Source organism: Actinacidiphila yeochonensis CN732, assembly GCF_000745345.1.
Taxonomy (GTDB): Bacteria; Actinomycetota; Actinomycetes; order Streptomycetales; family Streptomycetaceae; genus Actinacidiphila; species Actinacidiphila yeochonensis.
On sequence record NZ_JQNR01000005.1, the window covers coordinates 420,823 to 437,083 of the forward strand.

At 69.6% G+C, this 16,261-nt stretch carries 16 protein-coding genes and 2 pseudogenes; 5 read left to right on the forward strand and 13 right to left on the reverse strand.

Translation table 11 applies throughout. The annotated features are described in order from the left end of the window. Positions 1-176: 176 nt before the first annotated feature. The 3 genes from BS72_RS13945 to BS72_RS13960 all read right to left on the reverse strand — a co-directional run bounded on the left by BS72_RS13945 (position 177) and on the right by BS72_RS13960 (position 3,398). Positions 177-1,592, reverse strand: coding sequence for a DUF2252 domain-containing protein (locus tag BS72_RS13945; RefSeq protein WP_322942241.1), 1,416 nt, complete (start codon positions 1,590-1,592; stop codon positions 177-179). Positions 1,593-1,917: 325 nt separating this feature from the next. Beyond that, entirely contained in the window at positions 1,918-2,385 is a 468-nt protein-coding gene (locus BS72_RS13955) for a DUF7144 family membrane protein (RefSeq protein WP_407638972.1), read from the reverse strand. 212 nt (positions 2,386-2,597) lie between these two features. Beyond that, the gene (locus tag BS72_RS13960; protein ID WP_407638973.1) at positions 2,598-3,398 is read right to left on the reverse strand and encodes an SAM-dependent methyltransferase; all 801 of its coding nucleotides are present in this window, start codon (positions 3,396-3,398) and stop codon (positions 2,598-2,600) included. Between the two features lie 652 nt (positions 3,399-4,050). Between BS72_RS13960 and BS72_RS13970 the strand changes: the two genes are divergently transcribed. Continuing rightward, positions 4,051-4,494 (forward strand): hypothetical protein, encoded by a 444-nt coding sequence (locus BS72_RS13970; RefSeq protein ID WP_157856223.1) that lies wholly within the window; start codon positions 4,051-4,053, stop codon positions 4,492-4,494. A gap of 34 nt (positions 4,495-4,528) precedes the next feature. On the opposite strand, the pseudogene BS72_RS34070 reads toward BS72_RS13970, so the two are convergent. The 7 genes and pseudogenes from BS72_RS34070 to BS72_RS38255 form a co-directional block, all read right to left on the reverse strand. Further along, positions 4,529-5,165: pseudogene (locus BS72_RS34070) on the reverse strand (hypothetical protein). Positions 5,166-5,308: 143 nt separating this feature from the next. After that, entirely contained in the window at positions 5,309-6,544 is a 1,236-nt protein-coding gene (locus tag BS72_RS34075; protein WP_078901349.1) for a lanthionine synthetase LanC family protein, read from the reverse strand. Next, positions 6,541-9,354 (reverse strand): lantibiotic dehydratase, encoded by a 2,814-nt coding sequence (locus BS72_RS13980; protein ID WP_078901350.1) that lies wholly within the window; start codon positions 9,352-9,354, stop codon positions 6,541-6,543. The genes BS72_RS34075 and BS72_RS13980 overlap by 4 nt, the downstream gene beginning before the upstream one ends. An 85-nt stretch (positions 9,355-9,439) precedes the next feature. Further along, a complete protein-coding gene (locus tag BS72_RS37220) occupies positions 9,440-9,601 on the reverse strand; it encodes a hypothetical protein (protein WP_198545889.1) in 162 nt (53 codons plus the stop codon). 75 nt (positions 9,602-9,676) lie between these two features. Continuing rightward, positions 9,677-10,912 carry a methyltransferase, FxLD system gene (fxlM, locus tag BS72_RS13990; protein WP_078901351.1) on the reverse strand — a complete coding sequence of 412 codons (1,236 nt, stop codon included), beginning with the start codon at positions 10,910-10,912 and terminating at the stop codon, positions 9,677-9,679. A gap of 116 nt (positions 10,913-11,028) precedes the next feature. After that, positions 11,029-11,400 carry a hypothetical protein gene (locus BS72_RS13995; RefSeq protein WP_051951090.1) on the reverse strand — a complete coding sequence of 124 codons (372 nt, stop codon included), beginning with the start codon at positions 11,398-11,400 and terminating at the stop codon, positions 11,029-11,031. Beyond that, positions 11,397-11,771 carry a hypothetical protein gene (locus BS72_RS38255; RefSeq protein ID WP_037910792.1) on the reverse strand — a complete coding sequence of 125 codons (375 nt, stop codon included), beginning with the start codon at positions 11,769-11,771 and terminating at the stop codon, positions 11,397-11,399. The genes BS72_RS13995 and BS72_RS38255 overlap by 4 nt, the downstream gene beginning before the upstream one ends. A 175-nt stretch (positions 11,772-11,946) precedes the next feature. Between BS72_RS38255 and BS72_RS14005 the strand changes: the two are divergent. The 3 genes and pseudogenes from BS72_RS14005 (at position 11,947) to BS72_RS14015 (ending at position 13,208) form a co-directional block, all read left to right on the forward strand. Next, positions 11,947-12,743: pseudogene (locus tag BS72_RS14005) on the forward strand (helix-turn-helix domain-containing protein). After that, positions 12,740-12,961 (forward strand): DUF397 domain-containing protein, encoded by a 222-nt coding sequence (locus tag BS72_RS14010; protein WP_037910794.1) that lies wholly within the window; start codon positions 12,740-12,742, stop codon positions 12,959-12,961. Before BS72_RS14005 ends, BS72_RS14010 begins: the two are co-directional and overlap by 4 nt. A 28-nt stretch (positions 12,962-12,989) precedes the next feature. Beyond that, on the forward strand, positions 12,990-13,208 hold the full coding sequence (locus BS72_RS14015; protein WP_037910797.1) for a DUF397 domain-containing protein: 219 nt from the start codon (positions 12,990-12,992) through the stop codon (positions 13,206-13,208). Between the two features lie 41 nt (positions 13,209-13,249). Here BS72_RS14015 and pip read toward each other — a convergent pair whose 3' ends face one another. The 3 genes from pip to BS72_RS14030 all read right to left on the reverse strand — a co-directional run bounded on the left by pip (position 13,250) and on the right by BS72_RS14030 (position 15,769). Further along, positions 13,250-14,209, reverse strand: a complete 960-nt coding sequence (pip, locus tag BS72_RS14020) for a prolyl aminopeptidase (RefSeq protein ID WP_037910799.1) — start codon at positions 14,207-14,209, stop codon at positions 13,250-13,252. Between the two features lie 105 nt (positions 14,210-14,314). Continuing rightward, positions 14,315-15,007 (reverse strand): hypothetical protein, encoded by a 693-nt coding sequence (locus tag BS72_RS14025; protein ID WP_157856224.1) that lies wholly within the window; start codon positions 15,005-15,007, stop codon positions 14,315-14,317. A 366-nt stretch (positions 15,008-15,373) separates the two neighbouring features. Beyond that, positions 15,374-15,769, reverse strand: a complete 396-nt coding sequence (locus BS72_RS14030; protein WP_157856225.1) for a hypothetical protein — start codon at positions 15,767-15,769, stop codon at positions 15,374-15,376. On the opposite strand from BS72_RS14030, the gene BS72_RS14035 reads away from it, so the two are divergent. Further along, on the forward strand, positions 15,741-16,058 hold the full coding sequence (locus tag BS72_RS14035; protein ID WP_037910803.1) for a hypothetical protein: 318 nt from the start codon (positions 15,741-15,743) through the stop codon (positions 16,056-16,058). The genes BS72_RS14030 and BS72_RS14035 overlap by 29 nt on opposite strands. Positions 16,059-16,261: the final 203 nt, after the last annotated feature.

The window sequence follows — 16,261 nt, forward strand, 5'->3', positions numbered from 1 at the left end:
CGCGGCGCACCAGCTGAACCAGGAACGGCCCTGCTGAACGGCCCTGCGGTGGCCCGCCGACCGGCGGCTCTCCCGCAGGGCCGTTCCACGTCGCGGCAGCCCGTCAGCCCGTCAACCGGCAGCCCGGAAGCCCGTCAACCGGCGGCCTTCCGGCCCGCGCCCCGGTGGGACCTGCCCTACTCGGCGGACTTGGCGGACTTGCCCGACGTGGCGGGCTTGGCGGGCTTGGCGGGCTTCAGGGCTCCGGGGTTCTCGTCGGCGGCGGGGAGGCGGCCGGAGCGGATGGCGGCGACGAGGGACGCGTGGTCGCGCTCGTTCTGGTCGGCGTAGGACTCCGCGAACTCGGCGACGGCCTCGTCGAAGACGCTCCCCCCGCCGAGGTACGCGGCGATGGCGATCCGGTCCCCGGAGCGGGCGTGCGCGCGGGCCAGGGTCGCGCCGCACAGTTCGGCGAACGCGGCCATGCCGTCCGGGACCATCCGCTCGGGCTCGGGAATGCCCTTCCAGTCCCGCAGTTGGCGTACGTAGAAGTCGCGGCGTACGCCGTCGATCCCGTCGACGCGCTCCCAGCCGAGGAAGATGTCGCTGGTCGCCTGCATCAACCGCTGTCCGGACACGACTCGTTCGCCTTCCGGGCCCTGCCAGCCCTGCCCGCCGGCGAAGGGCGCCAGCGCCGAGGGCCCGGCCTCCTTGGCCTGGAGGAAGAGCGGGTCGCCGCCGTCCCGGCCGAGCAGCAGCACGATCCAGCAGCGGGTGCCGACGCTGCCGACGCCGACGACCTTCCGCGCCATGTCCGCCACCCGGTACTGCTCCAGCAGGAACCTCCGGTCGGAGGCGAGGGTGTGGCCGTAGCGCTCCAGCAGCTGCCGGATGGCCGTCTCGACCTCCTCGCGGTCGCGCCGCTCGACCTCGGGGATCAGGTCGCGCAACGGCACCAGCAGCGGCGGGTCGGCCGCGATCCGCCGCACACCGCCGACCTCCTCGGTCAGCCGGTCGAACGCCTGGAGGGTGTCGCGGCCGCGCGCCTTGGCCGCCATCCGCTCGAACCGGCCCCGCGCCCGGTCGCTGACCCGCCCGGAGAACCGCTCCCGCACCCATGCCTCGTCGACGTGGGAGTACCAGACGGCCAGGTTGCCCATCGACGCGAACTCCCGCATCCGCTCCCGGTAGGCCCGCACCGCGCGCCGCACGATCCGTGAACGCTCCTTCGCCGAGAAGCCGTTGGCCCGCGCGGCGACGACCAGGCTGGTGGCGAAGCGCTTGACGTCCCACTCCCAGGGGCCGGGCAGCGTCTCGTCGAAGTCGTTGATGTCGAACATCATGTGGCGCTCGGGCGAGGCGAGCAGCCGGAAGTTGAGCAGGTGGGCGTCGCCGCACAGCTGGGTCTCGATCCCGGTTCTCGGCGTCCCCGCCAGGTCCTCGGCCATGACGGCCGCCGCACCCCGGTAGAAGCGGAACGGCGACTCGGCCATCCGCGCGTACCGGATCGGCACCAGCTCCTGGAGCCGGTACGCCGACTGCTGCTCGACCATCTCCACGACGTCCCGCCGGTCGGACGCGGGCTCGTACCCGGCGTGGCTGGAGCGCGGCACCCGAGCCCGCGCGCCCCGTCCGAGCTCGGCCCGCTCCTGCGGGGTACGCCGCCGCGCCGCCAGAGCCCGCGGGTCCGGGCGCGCCCGCCCGGCCCCGCCCGCCCGCCCGGCCCCGCGCGGGCCGGGCGACCTTGCCGCCTCCGGCGAACGTGCCCATCACGGGCCCGTCCACCACGGGTGCGCCCTTCGCGGACTTCGCGGCCCCGGTTGGCTTCGCGGCTCCCGTTGGCTTCGCGGACTTCGCGGGCTTCGCGGAGGAGCCGGACGCGGGCTTGGCGGACTTCGCGGAGGAGCCGGACGCGGGCTTGGCGGGCGGGGCCATGAGCTACCGCCTCTCGCCCGCGTCGTAGTGGCGGTCGTGGTCGTGGCGGTCGTAGTGGTGGTCGTGGTGGTGGAAGCTGCTTGCCAGCGCCCAGATCACGAACACGTCGATCCCGATCAGGATCAGCGCCCAGAACGGGTACCTGGGCAGCCACATGAAGTTGGCGATCAGCGACAGCCCGGCCAGGAAGATGGCGAGGAACCGTGCCCACACCGCGCCTCCGAAGAGCGCGATACCGGCCAGCACCACCAGGATGCCGAGGATCAGGTGAATCCATCCCCAGCTGGTCAGGTTGAACGAGTAGGCGTAGTGGGGACCGGCGACGAAGACGTCGTCCTTGAGGATCGCCGCGATGCCTTCCAGGATGGCCACCGCACCGCTGAAGATCAGCATGAAGGCGGCAAAGAGAATCCCGCTGGACCGCCAGATCTGCGTACTCTTGCTCTCGCCTCGCCGTACATCGGAGGACATTGCCGGGGCTCCTCTCGCCACGCCGTGGCTGGCCCGGTGCGGGTCGGCCCGATCCGGCACTCTCAGCGTGACACGTCCGGACCAATCCGGCATTACGGGGCGTAAGGCGCTGGTCTACAGCCCCGGCCACGGGTCACCCGACGTGACGACAGCACCACCTGCCGCCCGTTGGTGGAGGCGGTTGGCCCGACCACCGCGCGCAGGTATTCGCGTCAGGGGATTCTGGCGACGCCGACATGGAAGCCGCTCCGCTCGCAGGCCGGCGCCGGGCCCTCCTGGTACCACTCGGTGGCGGACACCAGCCCCGGCGCGACGAGTTCCAACCCGTCGAAGAAGAGCTCGACCTCCCCGCGCGTACGCAACCGCAGCGGGATCGCGCCCTTCTTGAACTCGGCCTCGATCTTCCCCTCCCACTCCGGGTGCTGATCGGCCGTCCCGTGCGAGAGGACCAGGTAACTGCCCGACGGAAGCCCCTCCACCAGAGCGCGCACGATGCCGTACGGGTCCTCGCCGTCGGGCAGGAAGTGCAGGAGGGCGAGCAGGGACAAGGCCACGGGACGTCCGAGGTCGAGCCGTTCACCCGCGCGCTCCAGGATGGCCGCGGGCTGCCGCACGTCCGCGTGCAGGAAGCCGGTGGCACCCTCCGGCGTGCCGGCCAGCAGCGCCTCCGCGTGCGGCAGGACGCTCGGGTCGTTGTCCACGTACACGATCCGGGCGGCGGGCACGATCGCCTGCACGACCTGGTGCACGTTGGGCTCGGTGGGAATCCCGGAACCGATGTCGAGGAACTGGTCGATGCCGTTCTTCGCCAGCCAGGCGGCCGCGCGGTGCATGAACGCCCGGTTCCGGGCCGCGTTGCCACGCGTCTCCCCCGGCAGCGCCTCACCGACCCTCCGGTCGACGGGGTAGTTGTCTCTGCCGCCCAGCAACCAGTCGTAGATGCGCGCCGGGTGCGGCGTGCTGGTATCGACGTAGGGGCGCGACGCATCGGCGGTCACTGGACGGACACTCACGGACACTCCCTCCCACCCGGCATCCGCGCAGGTCACAGGGGATGGCGCCGTTAGCGCCGACCCCCGCGGCAAGCGGTGGTCACACCGGACAGAGCTAGGACATCGGCGGCGGGCGGGACGCGACGCGTATGCGGATACGCGCAGCACACCCACCGGTGGAGAACGTTCTGTCTTCCTCATTAGAGACGCTCCCCCACGCCACCGTCAAGACCGAACGTTCTGCCTCTTCCGCTGATGGCCTGATCACCCGAGCCCAACCCCAGAAGGTGCGACCTCGTGGGTGACATCCGGCGTGACGTCCGGCGTGACGTCCGGAGCACGCAAGCGGGGCCGGGCTCCGCCGGGGGCCACGGGCCAGGGAGCACTGCCGGTCCGGAAGCGCGAGGCGTCCTCTCCGAACGTCCCGTCGGCGGCGAAGCAGGTGAGCCGGATGCCGTCCGCGTCCGCGAGCCCCAACGGCGCGCCGGGGTGCGGTCCTTCCCCGGTGATCGACATCCCAAAGGGCTCAGCCGCGCTTTCCGGCCGTGGCATCCTGGTGCGAGCCTCTGGGCGGGACGGCTCAGGAGCGTCGGACGACGGAGGACGGATGAGGTTCAGTGAGCATCCCCCGCCTCCTCGCCACCTACCGACGCTTGAATGGGCGAAGAACGCCTTGGCGGGCCGCGTGGCCGTCCTCGCGGGCCGACCGGCCGGACTGCTGGGACAGACCTCGGGCAGCCTCAACGGTTCACCCGAGCAGGTGACCGCGGTCCGAATCGAGTACCCGGACGCCGTCGTCGCGACGGTGCGGCATCCGTCGGAGATCCGTCCGGGCCTCACCATCGAGACGCTGGTCGACGAGACGGTGACCCAGTTCGAGGGGGCTCCGGACGACGTCGACGGTGACTCCGTCGAGGCATGGCTGCCGAGCCGGCGTCGCCGAGGAGCGCCCGTCCTGGAGGCGTCGCCGGAGCCCCTCGTCATCGCGGGCACGCCGTACGACTGCTTGCGCATGGCACCCAGGGACGGGATGAGCGCCCGCGTCGCCACGCTGGACGGCCTCGCGGTGATCGTGGCCGGCAGGGACATCGACCACCTCGAACTCTCCTGGGCCTGACCTGCGCGAACCCTCAGCCTGGCCAGCGCCGAGGTCAGGGTGACGGTAGGGCGCGTTCCGGCAGGTGCGGATGGCGCAGGTACTGGCCGTCGGCGCCGACGTGGAGGGTGAACGTCCCGGGTCCGGGACGGCCTGCCTCGTCGTAGGCCGTCAGTACGTCCTCCACCCGCTCCCACAACCTGAGCGGGCCGGTCTCGCGCACCCGCCAGCCGTCTCCCTCGGGGGTGAGGGTGGCGGCAGAGCCGGTGCGGACGTCCGGTCCCGGTGCCGATCTCCAGCACGGCCTGTCCCTCACCGACCTGCGCGTCGGTCCACATCCGCACCACCAGCGAGGGCAGTGTGGAGGAGGACGTGGGCGTCCCGCCATGCCGAGCGGCCATGCTGTCGGGCTCGTCGCCGTCGAACTGCGTGACCAGCGTGGTGTCGGAGTACACGGCGCCCAGCCACCGTTCACGGTCCAGTTCGGCGCTGACCGGCTCCCACACCGTCAGCCCCTGCTCGTCGCGGCGGTCGGCCGGCAGGTAGAAGCCCGGCACGAAGCGGTGCCGGGGCACCGCCTCCACCGCCGCCCTCCAGAGCGGATCACGCAGAGCGCCCCTCTCCACGAGGCTCCGCACGAGACCCTTGCGCAGCCGTGCGGCCTCAGCTTCCAACTCGGCGGGGGCCGTCATGACCTACCGCCTCCCTTCCGTGTCGAGCATGTCCGCGAACGCTGCCAAGGTGGCAATGCAATGCGGACCGACAGCGACTCGTCGAACGCTTCCGGACCGACACCGGGCTGCGCCCAGATCGCGCGAGAACGAGCGGAGAATGCCTAACGGAGTAGCAACAGCGCCGTCCAGAAGAAAGATTCGGACCCTTTGTGATCGGCCTTGCCAAGCGTCAGTGCGGTACCGGCCCTACCGGTCAGCAGTCCGGGGCCTGCGTCCGGGAGTGCCCTGTCGGGATTGACGAGAAGCGCTGTCGTGGCTCGGTGGGCTTGGTGGGCAAGGCCGGCGTGATCGTGTGTTTGGGCGACGAGGAGGACACCGGCGGTACCGTGACAGATCCCAGACCCGGCGGTTTGCCACTGGCCAACGGGTTTGCGGGCGATGGCTCCAAGAGCGTCGTAGCCACTCCTGGCGAATCGCGGTTCCTCGACGGCAGCGCCAGCGTGGATGAGGGCGTTGCCGATGCCGGCGTTGCCGTAGCACCAAGACCCGTGGCGTGCCCGCTTCGCTGAAGGCTTCGCGTTGGGACGCCGAAGGGCGGTTCCAGAGATGTGCGGTGCCCATGATCCTTCTCCGTTTCGCCAGTTGAGGAGCCACGAGGCCGCAATCGTGATGGCCTCGCTCTGTCCGTGAACGGTGTGACCGTGGATGGCCGCGACGGCCAGGAAGGCGAGGGGGCCGGCGATACCGTGGGCGAGTCCCGTTGTGGCTGCCCCGGAAGCGGGTATGGGCGTCACGGTGCGCAGATGGTGTTCGTGCGTTGGCAACCACCAACCCGGGTAGGGCAAAGGCGGCGCGACGATCATGCTGCTGAGGGTGGTCAGAGCGGCGTTGATGCCTGGTTCGGCGGCGTCATGATGTCCGGTCTGGTCTGCTGCAAGGAGAAGACGGCCGATGCCCGCAAGCCCCTTGATCGCGTCGTAGACAGCCCAGGGAGTTCCCTGGTCCCCTCGTTGGAGACGGTCACGCTGATGGCTGGCAAGACCTGTGGCGCGAGCGGAGAGCCAACCGACGGCGTTTTCGACATCTGTGTCACGGCGGTGGGCTGCGGGGAGGTAGGGGTTTCCAAGGATCAGGGAGGCAGCGAGGGCACCGGGGCCTCGGTAGATGCCGTCCGGGGTGCTGCCTTTGAGGAGACGGGCGGCAGCGTCCCAGTGCCGGCCCACAGCGTGCGCGAGCGCCGGGTCGGCGTCGGAGAGAACAGCGAGGGTGAGTGCCGTGCCGCAAAGACCGTCGTTGAGTGTCGCGGCACGGGCGGGACCGAGCGCGTGGATGAGCCGGTCGGGGTCGACGATTGCACGGGTTGTCGTCTCGATGAATTCCTGCACCCCGCTGGTCATTCGCGGTAGAGAAGGTCAAGGGCCAGGGAACGGGCGATTCGTTCGGCGGATGAGTCGAGGCCGAGGAGTCGGTTGCAGTGCATGTGGATCACGTCGGAGGCGACACGAGGCGCGATATGGGGCTGCAGCCGGTCGGCCAGTTCGGTGAGTGCTGCCCGGTGTGTTTGCTCCTTCGTGGCAGGAAGCGTGGCCTGGTGCTCGCGTGCGACCGTCCGCGCCTCTTCGCGAAGTCGCCGCTCGGACAGGCTCAGGCGGCTGGCTCGGGAGACGGCACGTAGGGCTTGACCGGGAGCCAGTACGGCGGCGATTGCCTGGATGTTGCCGGAGGCCAGGATGAGGCGGTCGCGTTCGTTGAACTCCAGGGCCCAGCAGGCGAGGTCACTGTCACTGGAGAAGACGGCTTCGGCGGCCTCAATGGCATCAGGACCGCCGTACCGCTGAGTCTCGCGGACATACGGCTCGGCATACAACAGGCCGTCGCTCAAGCGCTGGTCGGCGAGGAGTGCGGCCCACTCGCCGAGCATTTCGCGGATCGGAGCGAGGTCTGCCGGGTTCTCTGCGCGAACTCGCACACGCACGTGATGGCCGAGAGACGGGGTGCGGTAGCGCAACCAGTAACCGAGCCGGGCGCCGTGGAAGATCGGAAGCTGTTGGAGCACAGCGTTCTGGTGACGCACGGGGACGGCCAGGGCAACGGAGATCCAGCCGTCGGTTGCTCCGGTCTCATCGCTGCGCCGGGGCCGGACAGCGGTCCGCGGGTCAGGCACGGGGATTGACGCCTCCGAGTGGCGCCGGTCGAGAGGAACGACGAGTTCAAGGAGGTGTCTACCGTGCGGGGACTCTACGGGAGCGTCGCTTGGGAAGTAGCCGAGGGCTTCGGCGATCGTACGGGCACCGGCGGATACGGTGCGGCGCAGAATCTCTTGATGTTGGGGCTCGGTGAGGTCGATCAGCAGGTGCCGGTCTGATTCCTCGGCGAGGACGAGGGTCGGCACGCTGGGCTGGACGCGCGTGAGCCAGTCGTCCAGCTGTTTGACCCAGTCCGTGCGTCGCCCCGCTGCCGCGATGAGCCCGTCTGGGAGGCGCCAACGCTGCGGGAGGAAAACCGTTCCGCGGTAGGTGACTCGGGGGGTATACGACGCATGCGGAAGAACCGGCGCCCAGGTAAAGGGATGCCACGGGCGTTCGCCGTCGTGGCCGAGCAGATAGAGGAGTTGCGCTGCGGGTGGGATCAGCTCTCGCGTGATTCTGCTGAGGAGTACCGGCCTTACAGGTGCGTCGAGTTGACGCGACCAGAGGATGAGCCGGTTGCCGGTGGACGCGATGGCGAGGTCCGTCGGGAGGAGGTCGCCACCGCGAGGCGGCACACCGACGGGGATGCGATGGGGAAGGGCTTCGGTGGGCGTCGCGAGAGCGGCGGTACGAGCGGTCAGCGGCCGGCAAGCAATCTCCGCCATGACGGGAGCGTCTCGCTCGCTCAGCGACGTGGTCGGTATCAGCTCAGGCAGGAGGTGCCTGAAGCGGGCCGAGGCTGAACCGGCGTCCTGAGCGGCATGCGGTCCGACGACCAGATTGAGGGTGCCGTCCGGCTGGCAGATGACGCGCACGTGGATCTCTGCCGTGTACGGCGGCTCCGGGCCCTCTGCTGCCTCCAGGTAGAGGACATCTCGGCAGGTAAGAGCGATCTCGGGGAGGCCCTGCGCAAGCGCTTCGGTGTAGAGGGCTGTCAGGTAGCGGGCACGAGCATCGTCAAGGCCACTGCGCGCGCCGACGCTGTCCTCAGGAGTCGGGGGGCCGACTCCCATGACGGGGTCGATAGCTTCCAGCAAGGGGACAAGCCGGTGTCGCCCGAACAACTCCGTGAAGCGCCTCGTCCACGTCTCCAGCGGACCTGTGCGGTGGCCGATCCGCCAGAGTACTGATGCGGCCTCAGCGGCGCGGGCGCCAACGGTAGCGGGTAGGTGCAGTTCGGTGTCCATTGCGGTGTCGACGGTGAACGGCCGATCCACGGTGTGGAGGCGGTCGGCGACGCCACGAGCCTGCCGGAGCAGCCCGAGGCGATGTTCGCTGCCGGGCGGATGTTGGTCGGCGCGGCGCAGGAGGCTGCGCAAGTCGGCCAACGGCGCGACCTCTGGTCGCTCTTGGCCGAGCCGTTGGACGAGATGCTGCAGCGGATCCGCTCGCAGATCTTCCGGAAGCAGGTCGGTCAGGAGAAGTCCGGTGCGGACGAGATGGACGATGGCTGTGCGGGCCTTCGTCTCGTCGGCGGCGGGGTAACGGGCCTGGATCTTGTCGATCAGCTGCCGCGCAGGGACTGGAGTGCCGCATTCGCTCAGGAGCCAGTCGGACAGTTCGGTGGAGGCGACCGAGCCGAGTACGGCATCGCCGTCCTGACTTCGGTGGACGGCCTCCCAGCGTCCGCCTCGACAGACGGCCAGGTTATTCGCGGTAACAGCAAGCTGCGGCAGAGCAACTTCCACGTGGCAGTCGGCAACCGCCAGCAGCCAGGCGGGGGCCGGTAGCGTCAGTACTCGGTAACGCCCGTCCGAACGCACCCGAGTCTGCTCCGGCCCGTCGAGGACCGCGACGCCGGCTGCGCACCATACGCCGTTCGGCGTGGTGCGGGTCCCAGCGCGTAGAGCGTAGGCGGCACGCGCTGAAGCGGTACGGGGCGAAGGTGCGGCTTGGTCCAGGGAGCGGGAGGCCAGGAACACGCCCTCATCGAGCAGACCGGATCTCGGTTCCCTGAGAAAGGGAGTCAGGGGCACTCGGGCCATCGCTACTCTCCGGACCGCGAACAGATTGCGCATCAGGGGCCTTCCGAAGGGTGGCGGGGGGGCACCGGGCGCGCCGTCGTAAACGGCACGCCCGGCACCTAGGGTTGCTTGCCGGACATCAGTCAGGGATCAGGCAGCCGCTGGTGGGCCCCTGTGGCGGGGACTCGCCACAGCCGTCACCGGTCGTGTCACCATCGGTGTCGCCATCGGTGTCGAACGCCGAAATCGCGGTCATGCTCTGCTGCTGGGGGTCCAACGCGAACACGTCGAGTGTGTCCATTTCTTCCCTCCTTCCCTATGTCGGTGGTGGATACGACCCGGACGCGGGGCGTCCGGGAGATCAGAGCCGGCCTGGTCAGGGCCAGGTGAGGACCAGGCGGGGTTCCTGGTGGACCCCTTGGTGGACCAGGACGCGTCCGGTCGGTGACGCGGGGGCGTGTCCGACGCGGTAGAGCATCAGGGACGGTCCGGGGCCGCCGCGCTGCTCGCGGTCCCAGCCGCGCAGGTGCTCCACCATGCGCTCGGCGGGTTCGGGGTCGGGGCCGTGCCAGGCCACGCCGTACTCGTAGCGGGTACCGGTGCTGTCGGCGGCCCGCATCGTCACGTAGGCGAGGGTGGAACCGCTCCAGGTGGCGGAGCTGCCTCCTGACAGGGGCAGCAGGCCGCGCTCCGTGTCCTGGGGTTTCGCCGCGGAGGGGTGGAGCCGTCCGTAGCGGTCCAGGGCGGTGGCGAGCCAGAGGTCCACCACCGGACGGGTGTGCTCGGTCGCTCCGACCACGACGCCGCTCCACAGTTCCCTGCGGGTCTGCGACGCGGCGCCGGTGATCGTCGCGTCGGAGGGCAGCACGCTGTCGTGCACCCGCAGCCGTGCCCCATCGCCGAGCGCGAAGCCGACGCCTTGGTGCTGGTCTGTTCCTTCGCCGCGCATCCGCACGAAGCCGCACTGCTCCCAGCCGCCGCCACGCCAGTGGTCACCCTCGGCGGCGAACGTCAGCAGGCGCCCCATGCCGCGTACTCGCAGGGGGACGACGAGGCGTCCACCCGGTTCGAGTTGATCGAGCCAGGCGGGCTCGATCGAGGACGCCTGCACGGTGATCACGATCGCGTCGTAAGGGGCGTCGGCAGGGAGCCCGGCGCGGCCGTCGCCTTGGGCCACGTGTACGTCCTGCCAGGGGGTACCGGCCAGGCTGCGGCGGGCGCGTGCGACCACCTCGGGGTCGATGTCGATGCTCGTGACGCGCCCGCTCGGGCCTACCAGGTGGCGAAGCAGCGCCGCGTTCCACCCGCCGGAGCCGATCTCCAGGATGTGCTCACCGTCGTGCGGGGCCAGGCGCTCCAGCATCCCGGCGACCAGCCAGGGCGCGGACACCGAACTGGTAGGGGTGCCGTCGCCAGCCCGGTTGGTGAAGACGACCTCGTTGCCGTACGCCTCTCCCCGGGAGACCTCCGGCGGGATGAACCAACCACGGCGGACCGCCTCGAAGGCAGCCCCGACGCGATCGGTTCGCAGCCAGCCGGAGCTGCGGAGTTCCGCGACGAGGGTCGCGTTCAACCTCGCGTCCACGCCATCGGGCGAATCAGTGGTGAGCACAACTACCCCTTTTCTTCACGCAGTTACCTCCCGAGAACCTGGCATCCACATGCGCCCCCGTCGCCACGCCTCGCCGGTGCATCTCCCGCGGTGAGCAATCCGCGGTGGGGGCGGGCTCAGCCGGCCGGGGCGGTATCGCCCTCGTCGTCGGTGTCGTCCTCGGCGGAGGGGTGGGGCTTCGGGGTGGCCGCCGGGGCGTAGGGGTGGGAGAGGCGGGCGCCGCGGCTCTCGGCGACACGCAGCACGTCCTGGAGCGACTCGCTGAGCCGCCGCGCCAGGAACCGGATCTGCTGCGGGGTGGTCTTCGTGTCGTCGAGCAGGTCGCTCGCGTAGTCCAGCAGGTCGCCCGCCATGCCGAGTTGGACGCCCTCGATCTGGTCGGCGATCCGCGAGACCGGCCCGTCACCGCCGCCCAGCAGCAAGGCAGGCTTCCCCTCGGCGTTGGACCACGGCAACACCCGCACCCGCCTCACACCTTCGAAGCTCACGCCGCGACCTCCACCCGACGCTCGACCCGCACGCCCAGGTACACACCGTGGACGGTGACCAACAACCGCCGCCGGGGGCGCCGTTCCGACTGCCGACAGCCCTCCGAGTCCACGACGTACGGGCGGATGTACGCGACGTCCTCCCCACGCGACCGCCGGGGCAGCGTCGACTCCCGCACGACGGGCATCGGCCGGAGCCACACCGGCAACTCGGCCCGCGCCCCGCTCGGCACCACCGAAGCGGAGTCGGTGGCGGGCGCGGAAACGGGGACGACACGGTCCGGCGGCCCCTCGCCGCAACGGCACTGCCGCCCGAACGTCGGCGCCCAACGCGTCAGCGCGGCGAGGAGGCGGGAGAGGAGGTGGTGCATGGCTCACTCCGAACTGGACGGACACGGCCGGGTTCGCGGTGCGGTCTGCGACCCGCGCGCCACGATCCGTGATGAAAGCGGAACCGCTGTGTAGCGATCCACACACAGAGTGATACGAGGAGCGCTACGCTCGCTAGCCAGCAGAGGGTGACGCGGCACAGGTCACGGAGGGCTCATGTCGGAAGACAAGAAGTACGGCGAATGGATCCGCAAGCGCAGGCGCGAGGCGGGCCTGACGCAGGAGAAGTTGGCTGACCTAGCGTTCATGACGCGCTCGCACATCACCCACATTGAGGCTGGGCGCCGCAAGCCGTCCGAGGAGGATGCGCTTCGGCTCGACCAGGTACTTGGCACCGGAGACGTGCTCACCAGTTTCCGACCGCGACATGATGGCACTGTCGCCGACTACTTCGATCCCGCCCGCCAGCTGGAGCAGCAGGCTTCGCAAATCCGTGAGTTTGCGATGGTGTACGTACCGGGGATCCTCCAGACCGAGGCGTACGCGCGATCGGTGATCGGTTGCGCCTTCCCTCCGCACACCCCGCAGGAAGGTGACAAACACGTCATCACCCGACTAAACCGCGCGAAGATCCTTGAGCACCCAGTGAGCCCCGTAGTCTGGGCGCTGCTGGACGAGACAGTACTTCGACGGCCGGTCGGCGGCACACAGGTTATGGCCGAACAGATCGAGCACCTGGTCAGTTTGGTCGAGAGGGAGCGCATCCGACTCCACGTGCTTCCATTCGACTTGGGCACGCACAACCTCATGGATGGGATGCTCACACTCATGTGGTTTGAGGACCAGCCCCCGCTGCGTACACCGAAGGCGTGGCGGTCGGGCAGCTGCACGACTCGCCAGCACTCGTTCAGAATCTCCAGGATCGCTACGACCTCGTCTTGGGAGACGCACTCCCGCGACGAGAATCCCTCGCCTTCATGCAGGCCAGGGCAAAGGAATACAGAGGCCAATGATTAAGAACGTCATCCCCCACGCGTCCGCTCTGACCGGCTGGCGCAAGTCCTCTTACAGCAACAGCGAGTCCGGCAGCTGCGTCGAGATCGTGGACGGGTACAAGGCCGGTGTCCCCGTGCGGGACTCCAAGGACCCCAACGGGCCCGCCCTCCTCTTTCCCGCCCCCGCATGGTCGGCGTTCCTCGCCGAGGTGAAGGCAGGACACTTCACCGTCTGACCGCACCACTCCCGAAGGAAACGCCGTCATGACCAAGCACATCCCCACCGCATCCGCTCTGACCGGCTGGCGCAAGTCCAGCTACAGCGGGAACCAGAACGGCAGTTGCGTCGAGGTCGTGGACGGCTTCGAGGGCGGCATCCCCGTGCGGGACTCCAAGGACCCCGACGGGCCCGCCCTCCTCTTTCCCGCCCCCGCGTGGTCGGTGTTCCTCGCCGACGTGAAGGCAGGACGCTTCACCGTCTGACCGCTCGGGTCGTCGTCCGCGGGGCAGGGGGACTCGGGTGGTCAGCGGTGCTTGAACGCGTCGATGGCCGCCCGGACCGTCGCTCCCAGGGCGTCGCTTCCGGCGTGGCCTGAGTCCTCGATGATGTGGAGGCGTGCGGTCGGCCAGGCCTTCGCCAGCTTCCAGGCGGTCTGCACCGGGCTGCCCATGTCGTGCCGGCCGTGGATCAGCACCGCTGGGATTCCGGCCAGCTTGTGGGCGTCGCGCAGGAGTTGGTCCTCTTCCAGCCAGGCGCCGTTGCTGAAGAAGTGGGCGCAGATGCGTACGAAGGCGATCTGCGCGTCGGTCTCCTGGTCGCTGTACATGCCGGGGACGCCGTTGGGCTCGTTGGAGATGACCGCGTCCTCCCAGGCGAGCCAGTCGGTGGCCGCCTTCTCCCGGACCGCCCGGTCGGGGTTCTCCATCAGCCGCGCGTAGGCCGCCAGCAGGTCGCCGTCGCGCTCGTCCTCGGGGACGCCGTCGCGGAACCGGTCCCATGCCTCGGGGTGGAAGAGCCCGGCGCCCCGGTAGAGCCAGTCGATCTCGCTGCGGCGGGTGGTGGTCACCGCCGGGATGACCATCTCGCTGACACGGTGCGGGTGTTGCTGTGCGTAGGCCAGGGCGAGCGTCGAGCCCCAGGAGGCTCCGTTGATCAGCCACGTGTCGATGCCGAGGTGTTCCCGCAGCCGTTCCATGTCGTCGACCAGGTGCTGCGTGGTGTTCAGGCTCATGTCCGCGGCCGGGTCGCTCGCGTGCGGGGTGCTGCGGCCGCAGTTGCGCTGGTCGTAGCGGATGACGCGGTAGTACTCGACGTCCCAGGCCCTCGTCGGCCGCCGCATGGCGCCCGAACCCGGACCGCCGTGGACGACCAGAGCGGGCTTGCCTTCGGGGTTGCCGATCTGCTCGTAGTAGAGCTGGTTGCCGTCTCCGGTGTCGAGGAGTCCGCAGTCGTAGGGACTGGCCGGGGGATAGAGGTCAACCATGACCGTCGACTCTACCCTGATCCACGGCGGTGGTCTGGGTAACTCGCCGTCTGGACAAGGTGGTTACCGCACACCCGTCCTGCTCGTGGGGACCCTGCCCGCGTACTACTTGGGGACGGCCGGGCAGAAGCCGGTGTCGTAGCCGATGGAGTTGATCTCCACGTTGGGACGAGGGTCGTCCGCGTAGTCGAACATGTTCGTGCACCTCTCGTCCAACTGCACCGAGGTGTACGTCTGCGACGAGCCCTGCGGCTGCGGGCAGAAGCCGGTGTCGTGCCCGATGGAGTTGATCTCCACGTTGGGGCGAGGGTCGTTGCCGTAGTCGAAGCGGTTGGTGCACCTCTCGTCCAGTTGCACCGAGGTGTAGGGCTGCGTCTCCTGCGGCGCCGGCGTCTGCGTCTGCGTCTCCTGCGGCTGGTCCGCCTGCGACGCGTGCTCCGGTGCCGGGCAGGTGCCCGTGGAAGCGCCGATGGAGTTGATGTCCGCGTTGCTGCGGGGGTCGTTCGCGTAGTTGAAGCGGTTCGTGCACCGCTCGTCCGTGCTCGCCGCGCCGGACGTGCCCCCCGTACCCGAGCTGGTCGTACGGGAACCGCTCGCGCCGGACGTGCTCGCCGTGGAGTGGCCCGAGGGGGCGGCGGTGCTGCCCGAGGTGCCCGAGGCGCCAGAGGACATGGTGACCGACGGGTTCGCGGCGTTGGAAGCGGAGGTCGTGCCGCTCGATCCGCACGCCGTCAACGCCAGGCCGGCGGTCACAGCGACAACTGCCGACAGGCCCCAACGAGCAGTCCTCTTACGCATGTCTGCCTCTTCCCTCTCGCTGCGCTCACCCTGTGTAGTGGTGGCGCCGACGTCTCTCGTGCGGGCCGCCGGCGCTCCGACGGCCACCGGCTGCTGAGACGACCTTGGCACGCTCCAACACCGCAGGTCAGCCCCTGTTGCAGCGGTGTGACAGAACGCCATCGGCATGGAGAAGAAAGGAACATCCACCGCACCTACGTCACCTCGACGGGACACCGGGTCGCGTCGCGGTGCAGGTCGTCTCCGTCGTATGACGGTTGTCCCTGTTACGTCACAGCAGGTCAGAGAAGGTACCGGCGCGCTCGTACGCCGTGTCAGTCTTGGCCTCAGCCGATCTTCGTCACTGGGAGTGTCCATGAACCGCCGTCACGTCTCCGCCGCCGTCGTCCTCGCCTCCGCCGTCGCGCTCCTCACCACCGCGTGCGGGTCGTCCGGCTCCGGCTCGAACGCGTCGGCGAGTGCCCCGAGCACATCCGCGACGGCCGGCACGGCCACGACCGCCACCTCGTCCACGCCGAGCCAGTCCGGTACGGCGGACAGCTCGACCAGCGGCGGGGGTTCGAGCACGGGCGGCTCGGGGACCACCGCTTCCGCCCCCACCAAGGCAGCGACCACGGGTGGTTCGGGCACGTCGGCCGGCTCCAGCAAGAGCACGAGCGGGCAGAACATCTCCTCGGGCAGCGGCAGCAAGGGATCGGGCAGCGGTTCGAGCGTCAGCTGGAAGGCGTGCGCCGTGCCGTCGGGGTACGACGGCTTCCTCAAGCTCGACTCCGCCAAGACCTTCCAGGGCAACACGGTCGTGAACATCAGCAAGGAGACGTGCAAGGTCAACGCGAACGACGACGAGGACGTCGAGTACACCGCGATCACGTCCTCCCAGGCGTACGTCTTCAGCGAGAGCCCCTCCGTCAAGGTGCTCAGCGGTACCGACCTGGAGTCGGTCGCCCCGAGCTGGCTGGTCAGCCACCAGCTGGAGAACACCCCGTACTTCGCCTACCGGCTCAACAGCGCGAGCCAGATCACCACGCTGGAGGAGATCTACCACCCCTGATCCGGCCGGGATCGCGCCAGGCGACCGTGCTGGTGGCAGCCACTCACTGAGGGCTGTAACCAGCACGGTCGCCCTTTAGCGTCCGCCGAAGACGGTGTGTCGACCGCAGGCTCACTCCGGACGGCGACCGGCCGTCGACCCTCAGAAGCCACGCGTACGATCCCGGCGCCGGTTCCGGCTGTTGCGGTTCAGCGGTTCCTCGG

Coding starts and splice junctions, on each gene's coding strand:
- BS72_RS13955 (WP_407638972.1), bottom strand. CDS start 2,385: ATGTCCTCCGATGTACGGCGAGGCGAGAGCAAGAGTACGCAGATCTGG.
- BS72_RS34075 (WP_078901349.1), bottom strand. CDS start 6,544: ATGACCAGCGGGGTGCAGGAATTCATCGAGACGACAACCCGTGCAATC.
- BS72_RS13980 (WP_078901350.1), bottom strand. CDS start 9,354: ATGCGCAATCTGTTCGCGGTCCGGAGAGTAGCGATGGCCCGAGTGCCC.
- pip (WP_037910799.1), bottom strand. CDS start 14,209: ATGGTTGACCTCTATCCCCCGGCCAGTCCCTACGACTGCGGACTCCTC.
- BS72_RS14010 (WP_037910794.1), top strand. CDS start 12,740: ATGATTAAGAACGTCATCCCCCACGCGTCCGCTCTGACCGGCTGGCGC.
- BS72_RS14015 (WP_037910797.1), top strand. CDS start 12,990: ATGACCAAGCACATCCCCACCGCATCCGCTCTGACCGGCTGGCGCAAG.
- BS72_RS37220 (WP_198545889.1), bottom strand. CDS start 9,601: ATGGACACACTCGACGTGTTCGCGTTGGACCCCCAGCAGCAGAGCATG.
- BS72_RS14025 (WP_157856224.1), bottom strand. CDS start 15,007: ATGCGTAAGAGGACTGCTCGTTGGGGCCTGTCGGCAGTTGTCGCTGTG.
- BS72_RS38255 (WP_037910792.1), bottom strand. CDS start 11,771: ATGCACCACCTCCTCTCCCGCCTCCTCGCCGCGCTGACGCGTTGGGCG.